12 protein-coding genes and 1 riboswitch are annotated in these 15,208 nt (G+C 69.6%); of the genes, 4 read left to right on the plus strand and 8 right to left on the minus strand.

Annotated features, from left to right (window positions below):
- The first annotated feature begins 30 nt into the window (after nucleotides 1-30).
- Together PV734_RS14495 and PV734_RS14500 are read left to right on the plus strand one after the other, a co-directional pair.
- Nucleotides 31-510 carry a VOC family protein gene (locus tag PV734_RS14495; protein ID WP_319090466.1) on the plus strand — a complete coding sequence of 160 codons (480 nt, stop codon included), beginning with the start codon at nucleotides 31-33 and terminating at the stop codon, nucleotides 508-510.
- Between the two features lie 138 nt (nucleotides 511-648).
- Entirely contained in the window at nucleotides 649-1,623 is a 975-nt protein-coding gene (locus PV734_RS14500; protein ID WP_319090467.1) for a M28 family metallopeptidase, read from the plus strand.
- A gap of 113 nt (nucleotides 1,624-1,736) precedes the next feature.
- Here PV734_RS14500 and PV734_RS14505 read toward each other — a convergent pair whose 3' ends face one another.
- The 4 genes from PV734_RS14505 to PV734_RS14520 all read right to left on the minus strand — a co-directional run bounded on the left by PV734_RS14505 (nucleotide 1,737) and on the right by PV734_RS14520 (nucleotide 6,365).
- On the minus strand, nucleotides 1,737-2,711 hold the full coding sequence (locus PV734_RS14505) for an ABC transporter permease (protein ID WP_319289716.1): 975 nt from the start codon (nucleotides 2,709-2,711) through the stop codon (nucleotides 1,737-1,739).
- Nucleotides 2,698-3,681, minus strand: a complete 984-nt coding sequence (locus PV734_RS14510) for an ABC transporter ATP-binding protein (RefSeq protein ID WP_319289718.1) — start codon at nucleotides 3,679-3,681, stop codon at nucleotides 2,698-2,700. Before PV734_RS14510 ends, PV734_RS14505 begins: the two co-directional genes overlap by 14 nt.
- A 46-nt stretch (nucleotides 3,682-3,727) precedes the next feature.
- On the minus strand, nucleotides 3,728-5,074 hold the full coding sequence (locus PV734_RS14515) for a DUF2092 domain-containing protein (protein ID WP_319289720.1): 1,347 nt from the start codon (nucleotides 5,072-5,074) through the stop codon (nucleotides 3,728-3,730).
- 280 nt (nucleotides 5,075-5,354) lie between these two features.
- On the minus strand, nucleotides 5,355-6,365 hold the full coding sequence (locus PV734_RS14520) for a polyprenyl synthetase family protein (RefSeq protein ID WP_319090471.1): 1,011 nt from the start codon (nucleotides 6,363-6,365) through the stop codon (nucleotides 5,355-5,357).
- Between the two features lie 668 nt (nucleotides 6,366-7,033).
- A riboswitch (cyclic di-AMP (ydaO/yuaA leader) is annotated at nucleotides 7,034-7,193 on the plus strand.
- A gap of 3 nt (nucleotides 7,194-7,196) precedes the next feature.
- Here PV734_RS14520 and PV734_RS14525 point away from each other — a divergent pair.
- On the plus strand, nucleotides 7,197-7,685 hold the full coding sequence (locus PV734_RS14525; protein ID WP_319289721.1) for a transglycosylase SLT domain-containing protein: 489 nt from the start codon (nucleotides 7,197-7,199) through the stop codon (nucleotides 7,683-7,685).
- A gap of 86 nt (nucleotides 7,686-7,771) precedes the next feature.
- Here PV734_RS14525 and PV734_RS14530 read toward each other — a convergent pair whose 3' ends face one another.
- From PV734_RS14530 to PV734_RS14540, 3 genes are all read right to left on the minus strand, one after another.
- Nucleotides 7,772-8,593 carry an HAD family hydrolase gene (locus PV734_RS14530; protein ID WP_319090473.1) on the minus strand — a complete coding sequence of 274 codons (822 nt, stop codon included), beginning with the start codon at nucleotides 8,591-8,593 and terminating at the stop codon, nucleotides 7,772-7,774.
- Nucleotides 8,594-8,852: 259 nt separating this feature from the next.
- Nucleotides 8,853-10,211 (minus strand): NAD(P)-binding domain-containing protein, encoded by a 1,359-nt coding sequence (locus PV734_RS14535; protein WP_319289723.1) that lies wholly within the window; start codon nucleotides 10,209-10,211, stop codon nucleotides 8,853-8,855.
- Nucleotides 10,212-10,337: 126 nt separating this feature from the next.
- Nucleotides 10,338-11,576: an ATP-grasp domain-containing protein gene (locus tag PV734_RS14540; RefSeq protein WP_319090475.1), complete on the minus strand. Its 1,239-nt coding sequence runs from the start codon at nucleotides 11,574-11,576 to the stop codon at nucleotides 10,338-10,340.
- 230 nt (nucleotides 11,577-11,806) lie between these two features.
- Here PV734_RS14540 and fahA point away from each other — a divergent pair, with 230 nt between their 5' ends.
- Nucleotides 11,807-13,021 (plus strand): fumarylacetoacetase, encoded by a 1,215-nt coding sequence (fahA, locus tag PV734_RS14545; RefSeq protein WP_319289725.1) that lies wholly within the window; start codon nucleotides 11,807-11,809, stop codon nucleotides 13,019-13,021.
- A gap of 36 nt (nucleotides 13,022-13,057) precedes the next feature.
- On the opposite strand, the gene recQ is transcribed toward fahA, so the two are convergent.
- Nucleotides 13,058-15,112 carry a DNA helicase RecQ gene (recQ, locus tag PV734_RS14550; RefSeq protein ID WP_415924212.1) on the minus strand — a complete coding sequence of 685 codons (2,055 nt, stop codon included), beginning with the start codon at nucleotides 15,110-15,112 and terminating at the stop codon, nucleotides 13,058-13,060.
- Nucleotides 15,113-15,208: the final 96 nt, after the last annotated feature.

Here is a 15,208-nt window from a genome sequence, read left to right on the forward strand (position 1 = left end):
TGTCAGTGCGGCACGTTATAAGTGGTTTCCATGACACAGACACCCGCACAGCAGGACCCCACCCCCGTGCACTGGAAGCTGGTCATCGACTGCGCGGACCCGCATGCGCAGGCCGACTTCTGGGCGGACGCGCTCGCCTACACGGTCGAGGACCACAGCGCGCTGGTCGAACGTCTGCTGGGCCTCGGCGCCGTACCGGCCGAGCTGACCGTCGAGTCGCACGGCCGCCGCGCCTGGCGGGACCTGGCCGCCGTACGGCATCCCGGTGACCCGTACCAGGAGGAGAGCGGGACCGGGCTCGGGCGGCGTCTGCTTTTCCAGCGTGTGCCGGAGCCGAAGGCGGGCAAGAACCGGCTCCACCTCGATCTGCACCCGGGCCCGGACCGCCGCGCGGCCGAGGTCGAGCGGCTGACGGGGCTGGGGGCGAGCGTGCTGCGGGAGGTGCGGGAGGCGGGCGGCGAGTGGGTGGTGATGACCGATCCGGAGGGAAACGAATTTTGCATGCACTAGTCATGTCCATGTTCATCCGGTATGCGAACTCCCTGTCCAGATAGCGCTCTTGACGAACAGTTAGCCAGAGCTTCACCATCCAGGCACCCATCCGCTGTGGAATCCCTGTCGATTCCCAAGGAATTCGGAGCCCCCCACATGAAGCTCTCGGTTCCCGGACGCGCCACAGCCACCGCTGTCGCCGTCACCGTGCTCGCCACCACCGCGCTCCTCAGCACGAGCACGGTGGCCGGCGCGACCCCGGCCCCCGACTCCGCACCGGCCGTCACCCTCGCCGCCGCACCCGACCTGCCCCTGGCCAACGTCAAGGCGCATCTGACCCAGTTGCAGTCCATAGCCACCGCCAACGGCGGCAACCGAGCGCACGGCAGAACCGGTTACCGCGCCTCGCTCGACTATGTGAAGGCCAAACTGGACGCGGCCGGATTCACCACGACCATCCAGCAGTTCACCGCGTCCAGCCGTACCGGCTACAACCTGATCGCCGACTGGCCCGGCGGCGACACCAACCAGGTGATCATGGCGGGCTCGCACCTCGACAGTGTCACCGCCGGCGCCGGCATCAACGACAACGGCAGTGGTTCGGCCGCCGTCCTGGAGATCGCGCTCGCCGTCTCCCGGGCCCAGTACCAGCCGACCAAGCATCTGAGATTCGGCTGGTGGGGGGCGGAGGAACTGGGCATGGTCGGGTCCAAGTACTACGTCAACAACCTCACCTCCGCGAACCGTTCGCGCATCAAGGGCTATCTGAACTTCGACATGATCGGCTCGCCGAACCCCGGCTACTTCGTCTACGACGACGACCCGACCATCGAGCAGACCTTCAAGGACTACTACGCGGGCATCGGTGTCACGACCGAGATCGAGACCGAGGGCGACGGCCGCTCCGACCACGCCCCCTTCAAGAACGTGGGCGTACCCGTCGGCGGTCTGTTCAGCGGCGCCGACTACACCAAGACGGCCGCACAGGCGGCCAAGTGGGGTGGTACGTCGGGCCAGAGGTTCGACCGCTGCTACCACTCGTCCTGCGACACGACCGCCAACATCAACGACACCGCCCTCGACCGCAACAGCGACGCCGCCGCGTACGCCGTGTGGAAGCTGTCGGAGTAACACGCGCACTGACGCTCACTCCAGCTCCTTGGGGCGACTTCCCCGTACCGAGCTGCTCGGTACGGGGAAGTCGGACCCGCTGGTGGGTACGCGCGCGTTCCGCGACCCGGGGTTCAGGCCGTGACGTCCTTCGTCGTGAAGCGTGCCCAGGCGGCCGAGCCGAACACCGCCGCGTACACGGCCTGGATGCCGAGGTTCTTCACCAGGTCGTCCCAGTAGACCGGTTCGCGCATGAGGTCGGCGAAGGACAGCCAGTAGTGGGAGAAGAAGTACGGCTGAAGCGCGTGCAGTTGAGGGATCTGGTCGAGGATCTGGACGGTGATGAGCAGCCCGACGGTCGTCGCCATCGCCGCGATGCCGCTGGTCGTCAGAGTGGAGATGAACAGGCCGAGCGCCGCCAGTCCGATCAGTGACGCGGCGACGACCAGCGCGATCAGCAGAGCCCGCCCGAGTCCCTCCGAGAAGCTGATGCTCGTACCGGAGATCGTCATCAGATCGCCGAGCGGGAAGAGGAACGCGCCCACCGTGAACGCCGAGACCGCCACCACCAGCGTCGCCACCAGGCAGAACGTCAGCGTGGTCGCGTACTTGGTGAGCAGCAGGCGGGTGCGGCCGGCCGGGGCGACCAGGAGATAGCGGAGTGTGCCCGCGCTCGACTCGCCGGCGATCGCGTCGCCCGCGATGACTCCGATGGCCATCGGCAGGAAGAACGGGAGGGTCGCGGCCAGCGCGGTGAACACCAGGAACAGACCGTTGTTGCTGATCTGCGAGATGAAGGCCGGTCCCCCGCCACCGCCGGGGCCACCACCGACGGCTGACGAACCGTCGCTCGTCTCGATCTTCACGGCGATGCCGACGACGATCGGTACGGCGGCGAGTACGGCGAGCAGTGCGAGGGTCCGCCAGCGCCGGAAGGTGATGACGAGCTCGCTGCGGAACAGGCTCAGGCTCCAGAGGGGGTTGGGCCTCGCTGAGCCGTTCGGAATCCCGAGAGCCGTGGAGGACCGCGGGGGTTGGGCAGACAGCGCAAGCCGGTGGGCGGGCCGGGAAGGCTCGGGAGGTGCTGTTTCGGTCTCAGCCCGCGACATCGAAGCCCTCCCCCGTCAGCGCCACGAACGCGTCTTCCAGGGACGCCCGTTCCACACCGAAGCCCCGGACGCGGACGCCCGCCCCGACCAGTGCGGCGTTCAGCTCGGCCAGTTCACGGTCGCGGTCCGGCACCTCGCCGGTCACCCGGTCGTCGGTCACGACCACGTCGCCGACGCCCTGTTCCTTGAGCACACGGGCCGCGTCCGCCGGATCGGGCGTCGTCACGACCAGCCTGCCACGGGCCCCGGCGGCCAACTCGGCCACCGCTCCCTGCGTGATCAGCCGCCCCTGCGCCATCACGGCCGCGTGCGTACAGACCTGCTCGATCTCGTCGAGGAGGTGGGAGGAGAGAAAGACGGTGGTGCCGTCCAACGCCAGCTCCCGTACCAGGGAGCGGATTTCGCGCATCCCCTGCGGATCGAGCCCGTTGGTCGGCTCGTCGAGGACGAGCAGTCGGCGCGGCTGGAGCAGCGCCGCCGCGAGGCCGAGCCGCTGCTTCATGCCCAGCGAGTACGCCTTCGCCTTCTTGCCGGCGGCGGCCGTCAGGCCCACCCGGTCCAGCGCCGTCGCGACGCGCGCTCGCCGGGTGCGCGGATCGGCGGTCGGGTCGGCGGCGTCGTACCGGACGAGGTTGTCGCGGCCGGAGAGAAAGCCGTACAGCGCGGGGCCTTCGATGAGCGCGCCGACGTGGGGCAGGACGGCGCGGGTGGCGCGGGGCATCGGCCGCCCCAGCACCCGCGCCGTGCCCGACGTCGGCTCGATCAGGCCCATCAGCATGCGGATGGTGGTCGTCTTGCCGGAGCCGTTGGGCCCGAGGAAGCCGAAGACGCTGCCCGCCGGGACGGTGAGGTCGAGAGCGTCGACGGCGAGCTGTCCGCCGCGGTAGCGCTTGGTGAGGGCCCGGGTGACGATGACCGCGTCGTCACCCGGGGGCACCTCCTGCGGCACCGTGGCGGACGGTTCCTCCATGGGCTCCCTCAATCGTCATGCGCGTACGACGGTTTCCGTACGGGCGTTACTGGGCCGCGTTCGCCGCCTTGACCAGGGCGTCCTTCGTGACGGCGCCGACGTAGAGCTTGCCGTCGTCCGTCACCAGGGCGTTGATCAGGCGGGTCTTGTAGACCGTGCCCGAGCCGAAGTCGCCGGAGACCTTGTCGCCGAAGGAGTCGAGGAAGCCGCCGAAGGCACCGGCGTCGGACGAGCCGCCGCCCGACGGCATACCGCTCTCGGCCCCCGAGTCGAACGTGAGGATGGAGTTCCAGCCCTCACCGATGACCTTGCCGTCATCGCCGCCGGGACCGTCCGCCGACCCGTGACCCTCGGGCCCCTTGCGGTCGCCGTCGAACTCCTTGCCGAACTCCTTACCGAAGTCCTTGCCGCGCTCCTTGCTCGGTGCCTCCTCGGCCTTGCCCGCGCCCTCCTCGGTGACCTTCGTGCCCTTGGGCGGGGTGAAGTCGAAGGTCGAGGCGGCGGGCTTGGCGAAGTCGACGTCGACGAAACCGGCGTCCACTACGGCGGCACCGCCGCTCGCCGGGGTGAGCGTGAACTTCAGCGGGGTCCCGGTCTTCGAGTCGACCGCGATACTGATCGCCCCGACCGTGGACCCGGACGCCTTCGGCTTGATGACCAGCTTGTAGGCGTCACGGCCGGCGACCTGGGCGGTGCCGTCGACGGTCACGGAGGTCGTGCTGTCGACTGCCTTCAGGGCCTCCTGGGCGAGCTCCCCGGGCGTGGCGGCCGTGTCGTCGCCGGGCAGGAGCTGGTCCTTGCCCTTGCTCTCGCCCTTGCTGCCACCCTTTTCCTTGCCGCTCTCGGACGCGGGGGCCGTGGCGTGGTAGGCCTCGTTCGACGCGCTGTCGTACGCCCACACCTCGTCGCCGTTGTGGATCACGCTGTACTCGGCGGCCTTCTCCAGCAGCGACACCTTCTGCTTGTCGGGGCCGTCCGCGGCGACGCGGATCGTGTGCGTGCCGGACGCCAGTGCGAGGAGCTTGGCGCTCGGATCGGCGGCCGACCCCGAGCCGTCGGAAGCCCCGCCGAGACCGCCGCCCGACAGAAGTCCGCTCTCCAGGCCGCCGAGGTCGGGCAGTCCCAGATCCGTACTGATCTTCACCGTGCCGGACAACTGCTGTACGTCCGACGCGGCGATCTTCTCGATGAGCTGCTGCGCGCTGATCTTCGGCAGATCGGGGTCACCGGAGCCGGCGAACGCCGGTACCAGCCCGATCGTCGCGACCGTCAGACCGATCACCGCGGCCGGGGCGGCGTACCGCGCGGCCTTGCGGCGCCGGGACGGCACGTCCTCGGCCTCGATCTCGGCCTCGATCCGGTTCCCGGCCTTGGCCTCTTCGTACGGTGCCATGTGTGCCTTACCTCCGTCGTCGGCGGCGGCTGTCCGTCCCACACTTGTCCACCCTGAGCCGCCATTCTCACCCGAACCGGTGAGGAGTGGTTGGTTTCCATCTCACCAAATCCACGAGGAGGAATCGTCAGACCTTGGGCTCAACTCCATGTACTGCTACGGGATGACATCAGGAGGCGCAGCTTCCCCCGACCCCTAGGGGGCCGGCGCCCCACTCCCGGCGACGGGACGGGCCGAGACAGGGCAGGTGCGGTCAGGTGAGCGGGGCGGGGCGGACGCCTCAGCCGGCCCGGTGCACCACCGCGTCGCACATCTCCACCAAGGCGGCCTTGGCGTCGCACTCCACCAACGGCGCCAACGCGGCCCGCGCGTCCTCCGCGTACCGCACGGTGTCCCGACGGGCCTGCTCCAGCGCCGGGTGCGCCCGCAGTCGGGCCAGCGCCTCCGCGTGCCGGGCGTCGTCACTCAGGTCGGAGTCCAGCAACTCGCACAACGCGACGTCCTCGGCCAGCCCCAGCCGGGCCACCCGCTCCCGCAACCGCAGCACGGGCATGGTGGGAATGCCCTCCCGCAGATCCGTCCCGGGTGTCTTGCCCGACTCGTGGGAGTCGGACGCGATGTCCAGCACGTCGTCCGCGAGCTGGAAGGCGACCCCGAGCCGCTCCCCGTACTGGGTGAGCACATCCACGACACCGTCGTCGGCCCCGGACATCATCGCCCCGAACCGGCAGGCCACGGCCACCAGCGACCCGGTCTTCCCGCCCAGTACATCCAGATAGTGCTCGACGGGGTCCCGGCCGTCCGACGGTCCCGCCGTCTCCAGGATCTGCCCGGTCACCAGCCGCTCGAACGCCTCCGCCTGCACCCGAACCGCCTCGGGCCCGAGATCGGCGAGGATGTGCGAAGCCCGTGCGAACAGGAAGTCCCCGGTGAGGACCGCGACGGAGTTCCCCCAGCGTGTGTTGGCGCTGGGCACACCGCGACGCACCTCGGCCTCGTCCATGACGTCGTCGTGGTACAGCGTCGCGAGGTGGGTCAGCTCCACCACCACCGCGGACGGCACGATGCCCGGCGCGTGCCGGTCCCCGAACTGTGCCGCGAGCATCACGAGGAGTGGCCGGAACCGCTTCCCGCCCGCCCGTACGAGATGCTGCGCGGCCTCCGTGATGAAGGGGACCTCGCTCTTGGTGGCTTCGAGCAACCCTTCCTCGACAGCCGCCAATCCGGCCTGGACATCGGCTTCGAGAGCCTGGTCCCGCACGCTCAGCCCGAACGGCCCGACGACGGTCACGAGGGATCTCCTGTCTGCTGGTGTCTACTGGCGGTCACACGGTGTGTCGATAGATCGCTGCCATCACTCAAGTCAGCGTATCCGGTCATGTTTCGATCACCGCTAGCGCCCGCCCGTCCAGGCCAGGCGCTATCGGATCACGACCGGAATGTTTTTGATCAGTCCAAAGCATGGACATTTATAAACATCCCGCGCCCCGTAGGCGAGCACTCACGCGCATACGTCACCTCATCCCCACCGTTCACCGCGACCGTCACCACAACAACGTCACGTGGCGCGCCCGAGGTTCCGCCACCCACAACGCCTCACACCGTCGCGCAACGCCTCGCAATATCACGCAATGGACATGAGCATTCAAGTAACGCCAAATGCCCCAAAACCCTTGCTCATCGCACTCATGTCACGACTACCCCCGCTCCGTGATTCGAGTCACGCCCACGGGCACCCCCCTCCGCCCGCGCTTCGCAAACTACCCATTCGCTAAAGGCAAGTTGCCCTTCAGGCCCCATCTCCAACTTGCCCCTTTTATCCGCAATGGGCATCCCAAATGGGTAAGTCCTGCATTTCTGCCCCTTGTTCGATCCATGTGCTCTCGCATACGTTTCGCGCCACACCGGGCGGACCGCCGAATCCTGCCACCGCCCACAGAGCAGCAGACCCACCCACCCACATGACTCACGCAGGCAGGAGCGGGGGACCCAGGTAAGCCGCCGGTCCGGGCGTTCGCGCCGGACCGGCTCGGGGTGAAGCCGTGCGCCGACCGCGCGCCCGGCCGGGCATCTCCCGCCCGAACCCGACAGCTCACCTCGCAGGCGCCGGAGAGGACTCACCATGCCCGCACGAGGTCAGCACCACCGCGCGAGAAGCCTGCGCCGCCCGCTCACACTCACGCGCACACTCGCCATCACGGCCACGGCCGCCGCAGCCCTGGCCATCCCGGTCGTGACTGCGACGACGGCCTCGGCCGCACCTTCCGCCGCGTCCACAACGACGTACTACGCGAACAACCTGGACGGCTGGATCCGCGAATCGCTCGACATCATGGCGCAGCACGGCATCCCCGGAACGTACGACGGCATCTACCGCAACGTCATCCGCGAGTCGTCGGGCAACCCGTACGCCATCAACAACTGGGACTCGAACGCGGCAGCCGGAACCCCCTCCAAGGGCCTCCTCCAGGTCATCGACCCGACCTTCGCCGCGTACCACGTCGCCGGCACCTCGTACGACCCCTACGACCCGATCGCGAACATCACCGCCGCCTGCAACTACGCGGCGGCGCGCTACGGATCGATCGACAACGTGTTCGGGGCCTACTAGTCCGCCCCCTGGACCAGTGGCCGCCCAGGCCCGGTACACCCGGGCCTGGGCGGCACGGAGGGTGGGGCGGTCCGGTATCCCCAGGGCTACCGGACCGCTCCACCCTCGAACAGCCGCTCCAGCACCACCGCGATGCCGTCGTCCTCGTTCGAGAGGGTGACCTCGTCCGCCACGGCCTTCAGTTCGGGATGGGCATTGGCCATGGCAACTCCGTGGGCCGCCCAGTCGAACATCGGGATGTCATTGGGCATGTCACCGAAGGCGATGGTGGCCGCCGACGTCAGTCCGAGGTACTCGGCGGCCAGCGCGAGCCCCGTCGCCTTGGTGATGCCGCATGGCTGGAGTTCGACGGTGCCCGGCCCCGACATGGTGACCGTCGCGAGGGAACCGACCGCTCCGCGCGCCGCCGACGCCAACTCGTCGTCGGACAGGGACGGATGGCGCAGCAGTACCTTGCTGATGGGCTCGGCCCACAGGTCGTCCCGGTGCCGCACCCGTACGGCGGGCAGCGTCGGGTGCGGCATCAGATACCCCGGCTCGATGAGCGTGAGCCCGTCCACACCGTCCTGATCGACAGCGGCGTACACCTGCCCGACCTCGGCCTCGATCTTGCCGAGCGCGGTCTCCGCCAGCTCCTGGTCCAGGGTCACCGACCACAGCAGCCGGTCCGCACCGGCGTCGTACACCTGCGCTCCCTGACCGCACACCGCGAGCCCCCCGGCACCGAGGTCGTCGAGCAGCGGCCGGACTCTCGGCGCCGGCCGTCCCGTCACGACCAGATGCCGGGCGCCGGCGGCCGTGGCGAGCGCGAGCGCGGCCCGCGACCGGTCGGAGAGCGTGTCGTCGGCACGCAGAAGCGTTCCGTCCAGGTCGGTGGCGATAAGTGCGTATGCGGTGGGAGCGGCCATGATCCAGAGAATACGGATCGTTCGGCACCTCGGTATCCGCCCGAACCGGACGACGTACGGCATCCCGGCAGCAACAGCCCCCCGCGCCCGGGCCGGTTCCTGTCGCGACACCGGCCCGGGAAGGCACGATCAGCACAGCAGCGCCCCCGGGGCGAGTATCTGGGCACCGGGGCGGTCAGGGGTCTGGCAGGGGTGGGCGCGGCAAGCGTCGGCTACCACGCGGGGCGGGGCGGGGCGGGGCCGACACGGGCGGAGTGCCCTACCCGTGCGCCGCCGCCAGATGCCGCGCCAGCCTCGGAGAGGCGAACTCCGTTCCGCACACGAACCGCATCACCGGCCCGTACGAAGCGGCCGCCGGCAACCCCGTGAAGTACAACCCGGGTACGGATGACACATACCCGGCCCCGAGCCTCGGCGTCCCCCTGCTCACCGCCAGCTCCATACGCAGCTCATGTCCGAGAAAGTCCATCGCGGCGATGTCGACGCGGTAGCCGGTCGCGGCTATCACATGGTCGGCCGACAAGTCCCGTATACGGCCGCCGGGTTCCTCGACCGTCAGCACCGGGTGCCCCCCGACGAAGCCCACTCCGCTCCCCGAACCGTCCCCTTTCTGCGCACCCTTGGCGCCCTGCGTACCCTCCGCCTCAGCCGCTCCCGCGACCTCCATAGCCCCCGTGACTCCCGCGACTCCCGCGACTCCCGCCCGGACGATCCGTGCGACCTCGCTCACCTGCACCTCGCCCTCGAACCGGTCGCGCAGCCACCACGCACCGAGCGGTCCGAGAACCCGGCGGACCAGATAGTGGCGAGCCCGGGCCGGGAGATAGCGGTAGGGGTGCGGATAGTAGGTGAGGGCCCAGAGCGACCACGCGTTGCCGAACGGCGACTCGGGCCGCAGCCTCGGCTGCTGCCAAGGGGGCGCGCCGAAGGCGACCCGACCGCTCCCCCGCGACACCACCCGTACCCGTGCTCCCGCCTCCGCCGCCAGTGCCGCCGTCTCCAGCGCGGACTGGCCCGCCCCGACGACGATCAGCTCCCTGCCCTCGAACCGGCTCAGGTCATGATGCTGCGAACTGTGGGACACCGGTCCCGTGGGCGAGGGCCCGTCCGGCGCCGCGGCCGCCAGCTCCGGGGGCAGATGCGCGAGCCCTGACAGGCCCGTCGCCACCACGACCGCGCGTGCGGTGAACAACTCACCCGAGTCCAGCTTGAGTTCGAAGCCATCCCCCCTGCTGTGGCCGCTGCCACCTCCGCTACCCGTTCCTTTGGGGCGCCTGTCCACGGACACCACCCGCACCCGCTCCAACTCGGGCACGAGCCGCTGCTGGAACCACTCGCCGTACGCGATGAACGTCTCCACCGGGATGATGTCCTCGTCGGTGACCAGTCGGCGCGCCCCCACCGCGTCGCAGTAGTCCACCAGGGCGTGACCATGCTGCGGGGCGTCGATACTGGAGGCCGCCGGTGTGGATTTCAGGAGCATCCCGGCGGGCATGTGGTCCCGCCAGCTCACCATGGGCTCGCCGAACACTCTCACCGGGATGCCACGTGCCCGCAGATGCGCGGCGGTGGACAGTCCGAACGGTCCCGCGCCGATAATCGCTACTGGATGATTCACGAAGTCCCTCCCCAGGACGCTGCTTCGCCACTTCGTGTTGCTCTGTACTCACTGCCATCCGCACCACCCCGCCCCCGCCCCCGCACCGGACGCCCGCGCCCCGGCTCTCGCCGGCAGCTCCGGCTCTCAGCCGACGCCGCCGCCACGGCGGCTGGTCCGCCACAGCTGGTACAGGTGCTTCGCGCCCGGCCGCACGAACCGGGCGAGCATCGTGAGGAACGGCAGCGGGTCGTCACCCGCGAGCCAGGCCAGTTCCGTCCCGCTCGCCCGGGTCGGCGCGTGCGGCGTCGTGTAGCCGCTGCGCCGGTAGGCGAGGAGGGCGGGCAGGTCGATGTTCTCCACGATGTACCGGTGCCCGGCGCGCTGTTCCCCCTCCGGAACGGCACGCCCGGTCAGATCGAGATGCATGGCACGGACCACGTCCACTGCCGACTCACTCTCGAAGAGCCGGAACTGGGCGCCCATCCGCGGATTGAAGTCGAGGAGTTTGTACTGTCCGTCGCGCCGGTCGAAGCGCAGGTCGAGGTCGATGATTCCGGTGAAGCCGATCTGCTTGATGAAACGCGCGGCAAGGTCCGCGAGTTCCGGATTGTCGACGACGTACGCATTTGCCGTCATTCCTGCGTGCGGCGGCCACGAACGGACCTTCACCCCCGTGAACAGCGCCCGCGGATTCGAGTCCGCGTCGAAGTAGGCGTGGACGATCCAGTCCTCGGCCTCCTCCCGGGGCAGGTACTCCTGCAGGATCACACCGGGACGCTCACCCCAGTCACGGGCCAGGGACAGCAGCGCCTCCCGGCTCGCGATGCGCGTGGTGCCGTTGACAGCGGGCCGGGCGCGCCGCACGAACGCCTCCCGGTTCTTGGCCACCACCGGGAACCTGGCCGTCCGCGCGAACCGCTCGATGTCGTCGTACGACCGCGGAAAAGCGGCGGACGGAGTCGGTATGCCGTGCTCCACGCACAACTCGTGCAGTCCCTGCTTGCTGGCGAGGCGACGCGGTAGCCCCGCCTCCACGCGCGGGAAGAGAAACGCGCCGCCGAGTTCCTCCTGCCGCTCGGCGATCAGTACGGCCGCCTCCTCGTCCGTGGGAACGAGGACAGCGGGACGCCCGATCCGCTTCCCGATCCGCAGCAACCCCTCGACGAGCCGCTCCGGTTCCTCGGTCCCGGTGGTCGGCCAGACGAACGCACGCCGCAGATAACGCGACGAGGCCGCGGGCGTGTAAGGGTCCTCGGTGATCGCGTACATCGGAACGCCCAGCCGTCCCAGACTGCGGATGGCCCCGACGCCTCCGTGATGCAGTGGATAGTCACCGAACTTCACGATCAACGCCGGCACGGCATGGTCGGCCGAAAACGGCACACTGCTGTTCCTGGCCACGGGTCCCCCCACGTGTCCCCCCTACGGACCGGACCCACCCCGTCCGCGTCCCCCCAAAGGACGCTAAGCCGGAATCATCCACTCCGGACAAGGCTTATCCGGACATTACGAACTCTTTAGACACTGGGAACACTGCCCTGAGTCGGCGACTCACCCGTAACCTGTGGCGCGACCACTTGAGCAGACGGCACACGAGAGCGAGGCAGCACCCCATGCCCCCCTTCGATGTCCCCGAGGGTGACCCCTTCGGCCCGCACAACCTTCCGTACGGTGTGTTCTCCCCGGCCGGCTCCACAGAACGCCGGGTCGGCGTCCGGCTCGGCGACCACGTCCTCGACGCGGGTGCCGCAGCCGCCGCGCTCGGCTCCCCGTATGTATCCGTCCTGGCCGGCCCGACTCTCAACCCCCTTCTCGCCGCCGGCCGCACGACCTGGTCCGACATCCGGCGCGCCCTCACCGCCTGGGTCACCGTCCCGTCCCACCAGGACGTCGTCGCCCCGCTCCTGCACCCCCTCTCCTCGGTGACGCTGCACCTCCCCTTCGAGGTCGCGGACTACGTCGACTTCTACGCCTCCGAGAACCACGCCCGGAACGTGGGCCAGATCTTCCGCCCGGATGCCGCGGACTCCCTGACCCCCAACTGGAAGCACCTGCCGATCGGTTACCACGGCCGCTCGGGCACGGTCGTGGTCTCCGGCGCCGAAGTCGTACGCCCCTCGGGCCAGCGCAAGGCCCCCACCGACCCGGCCCCTCTCTTCGGCCCGTCGGTCCGCCTGGACATCGAGGCGGAGGTCGGTTTCGTGGTGGGCACGCCGTCGTCCATGGGCAACCCCGTGGCCCTGTCCGCCTTCCGGGACCACGTCTTCGGCCTCTGCCTCCTGAACGACTGGTCCGCTCGCGACATCCAGGCCTGGGAGTACGTCCCACTGGGCCCGTTCCTCGGCAAGTCCTTCGCCACGTCCGTCTCGGCGTGGATCACCCCGCTGGACGCCCTGGAGGATGCCCGACTCTCCCCGCCCACCCGTACCCACCCGCTGCTTCCCTACCTCGACGACGCCGAGGAGGAGCCAGGCGGCTACGACCTGCGTATCTCCGTCGCCGTGAACGGCCACACCATCTCCGAGCCCCCCTTCTCCAGCATGTACTGGACGGCCGCGCAGCAACTCGCCCACATGACCGTCAACGGTGCCTCCCTGCGCACCGGCGACCTCTACGGCTCGGGCACGGTCAGCGGCCCCACCGAACGAGAACGCGGCTCCCTCCTCGAACTCACCTGGAACGGCACCCGGCCCCTCGACCTCCCCACCGGCAAGCTCACCTTCTTGGAGGACGGCGACGAGGTCACCCTCACCGCCTGGGCCCCGGGTCCGGACGGCACCCGTGTAGGCCTGGGCGAGGTGACGGGAAGAATCACTCCGGCGAGCTGAGCGAGGCGCCCGGGAAGCGGCCCGGAGTCCGCCGGTCTACATCCAGTCCTCCGGCTCGGGCTCCATCTCCATCTCGGGCCAGTCGTCCGGTCCCATCTGGTCGGAGCCCGTCCCGGGCCCCGTACCCCCGCCGGCACTGCCCGTGTGTGTGGGCTCCGCCCGCGCCGCGGACACCGGTGCCCCGCCCAGCGCCGCGAGGGCCTTCAGCACACCCTCCCCGTAGGTGGCGAGCTTCTTCTCGCCCACCCCACTGATACCGCCCAGTTCCGCCACCGACCCGGGCCAGACGCTGACGATCTCCCGCAGCGTGGCGTCATGGAAAATGACGTACGCCGGAACTCCCTGCTCACGGGCCTGTTCACCACGCCAGGTCCGCAGGGCCTCGAACGCGGGCTGCAGCTCCGTGGGCAACTCGACCGCCGCCGCCTTCGCCTTCCGCTCACCCCGGCCGCCGCCACCGGCCGACCGCGAGGTCGCCGTCTTCTTCGGTTCCTTCCGCATCGGCACGTCCCGCTCGCGCCGCAGCACCGACCCGCTCTCCTCGGTCAGCACCAGCGTCCCGTACTCCCCCTCGACCGCGAGGAGTCCCTGCGCCAGCATCTGCCGGACCACTCCGCGCCATTCGCCTTCCGCCAGCTCCTCCCCGATGCCGAACACGGAGAGCTGGTCGTGGTCGAACTGGATCACCTTCGCGGTCCGCCGGCCCAGCAGAATGTCCACGATCTGCACCGCGCCGAACTTCTGCCGCCGCTCGCGCTCCAACCGCCACACCGTCGACAGCACCTTCTGCGCGGCGACCGTGCCGTCCCAGGTGTCGGGCGGCACCAGGCAGGTGTCGCAGTTGCCGCAGCCGCCCGGCTCCGGGTCCTGGCCGAAGTAGGCGAGCAGCTGACTGCGCCGGCACTGCACCGTCTCGCACAGTGCCAGCATCGCGTCCAGATGCGCGGCGGACCGGCGCCGGTGTGCCTCGTCCCCCTCACTGCCCTGGATCAGTTTCCGTTGCTGTATGACGTCGTTCAGTCCGTACGCCATCCAGGCCGTGGACGGCAGTCCGTCGCGCCCCGCGCGGCCGGTCTCCTGGTAGTAGCCCTCCACGGACTTGGGCAGGTCGTAGTGGGCGACGAACCGGACGTCGGGTTTGTCGATACCCATCCCGAAGGCGATGGTCGCGACGACGACGAGACCGTCCTCCCGCAGGAAGCGGGACTGGTGCGCCGCGCGCGTACCCGCGTCCAGTCCCGCGTGGTACGGCACCGCCTGCACACCGTTGGCGGACAGGAACTCCGCCGTGCGTTCCACGGAGTTGCGCGAGAGGCAGTAGACGATGCCGGCGTCGCCCGCGTGCTCCTCCTTCAGGAAGGACAGCAGCTGCTTCTTGGGGTCGGCCTTGGGCACGATCCGGTACTGGATGTTGGGCCGGTCGAAGCTCGCCACGAAGTGACGGGCATCCGGCATGCCCAGCCGCTCGGTGATCTCCTGGTGCGTCGCGTGCGTGGCCGTCGCCGTGAGAGCGATCCGCGGGACGTCCGGCCAACGCTCGCCCAGCAGCGACAGCGCCAGGTAGTCGGGCCGGAAGTCGTGGCCCCACTGCGAGACGCAGTGCGCCTCGTCGATGGCGAATACAGCGATCTTTCCCCGGGAGAGCAGGTCAAGGGTCGACTGCAGACGCAGCCGCTCCGGAGCCAGGTACAGAAGGTCCAGCTCACCGGCGAGGAACTCGGCCTCGACCACCCGCCGCTCGTCGAAATCCTGCGTGGAGTTCATGAACCCGGCCCGCACGCCGAGCGCGCGCAGCGCGTCCACCTGGTCCTGCATCAGCGCGATGAGAGGCGAGACGACGATCCCCGTACCCGGTCTGACCAGGGACGGAATCTGGTAGCACAGCGACTTTCCGCCGCCGGTCGGCATGAGGACGACCGCGTCGCCGCCCGCCACCACATGCTCGATGACGGCCGCCTGCTCACCGCGGAAGGAGTCGTACCCGAAGACCCGGTGCAGCGTGGCCAGCGCCTCGCTGTCCTCCACCGCGGCCGACACCGCGACTGCTCCCAGCCCCTCGTCCGCTTCCGTCATCACACCCGACCCGCCCATCACGCTCATCGCGCTCATCGTCGTGTCCCCCGTACGTCGCGCCTCGACCACTGCGTCCACCATAGGGGCCCGCACCGACAGCCCCGGAGTTATCCA

This window comes from Streptomyces sp. AK08-02 (genome assembly GCF_033795085.1).
Taxonomy (GTDB): domain Bacteria; phylum Actinomycetota; class Actinomycetes; order Streptomycetales; family Streptomycetaceae; genus Streptomyces; species Streptomyces echiniscabiei.

What these genes read in the sequence shown, in the direction of transcription:
- PV734_RS14525 (WP_319289721.1), top strand. Translation starts at nt 7,197, where the DNA reads ATGCCCGCACGAGGTCAGCACCACCGCGCGAGAAGCCTGCGCCGCCCG.
- PV734_RS14495 (WP_319090466.1), top strand. Translation starts at nt 31, where the DNA reads ATGACACAGACACCCGCACAGCAGGACCCCACCCCCGTGCACTGGAAG.
- PV734_RS14510 (WP_319289718.1), bottom strand. Translation starts at nt 3,681, where the DNA reads ATGGAGGAACCGTCCGCCACGGTGCCGCAGGAGGTGCCCCCGGGTGAC.
- PV734_RS14530 (WP_319090473.1), bottom strand. Translation starts at nt 8,593, where the DNA reads ATGGCCGCTCCCACCGCATACGCACTTATCGCCACCGACCTGGACGGA.
- PV734_RS14515 (WP_319289720.1), bottom strand. Translation starts at nt 5,074, where the DNA reads ATGGCACCGTACGAAGAGGCCAAGGCCGGGAACCGGATCGAGGCCGAG.
- recQ (WP_415924212.1), bottom strand. Translation starts at nt 15,112, where the DNA reads ATGGGCGGGTCGGGTGTGATGACGGAAGCGGACGAGGGGCTGGGAGCA.
- PV734_RS14505 (WP_319289716.1), bottom strand. Translation starts at nt 2,711, where the DNA reads ATGTCGCGGGCTGAGACCGAAACAGCACCTCCCGAGCCTTCCCGGCCC.
- PV734_RS14500 (WP_319090467.1), top strand. Translation starts at nt 649, where the DNA reads ATGAAGCTCTCGGTTCCCGGACGCGCCACAGCCACCGCTGTCGCCGTC.
- fahA (WP_319289725.1), top strand. Translation starts at nt 11,807, where the DNA reads ATGCCCCCCTTCGATGTCCCCGAGGGTGACCCCTTCGGCCCGCACAAC.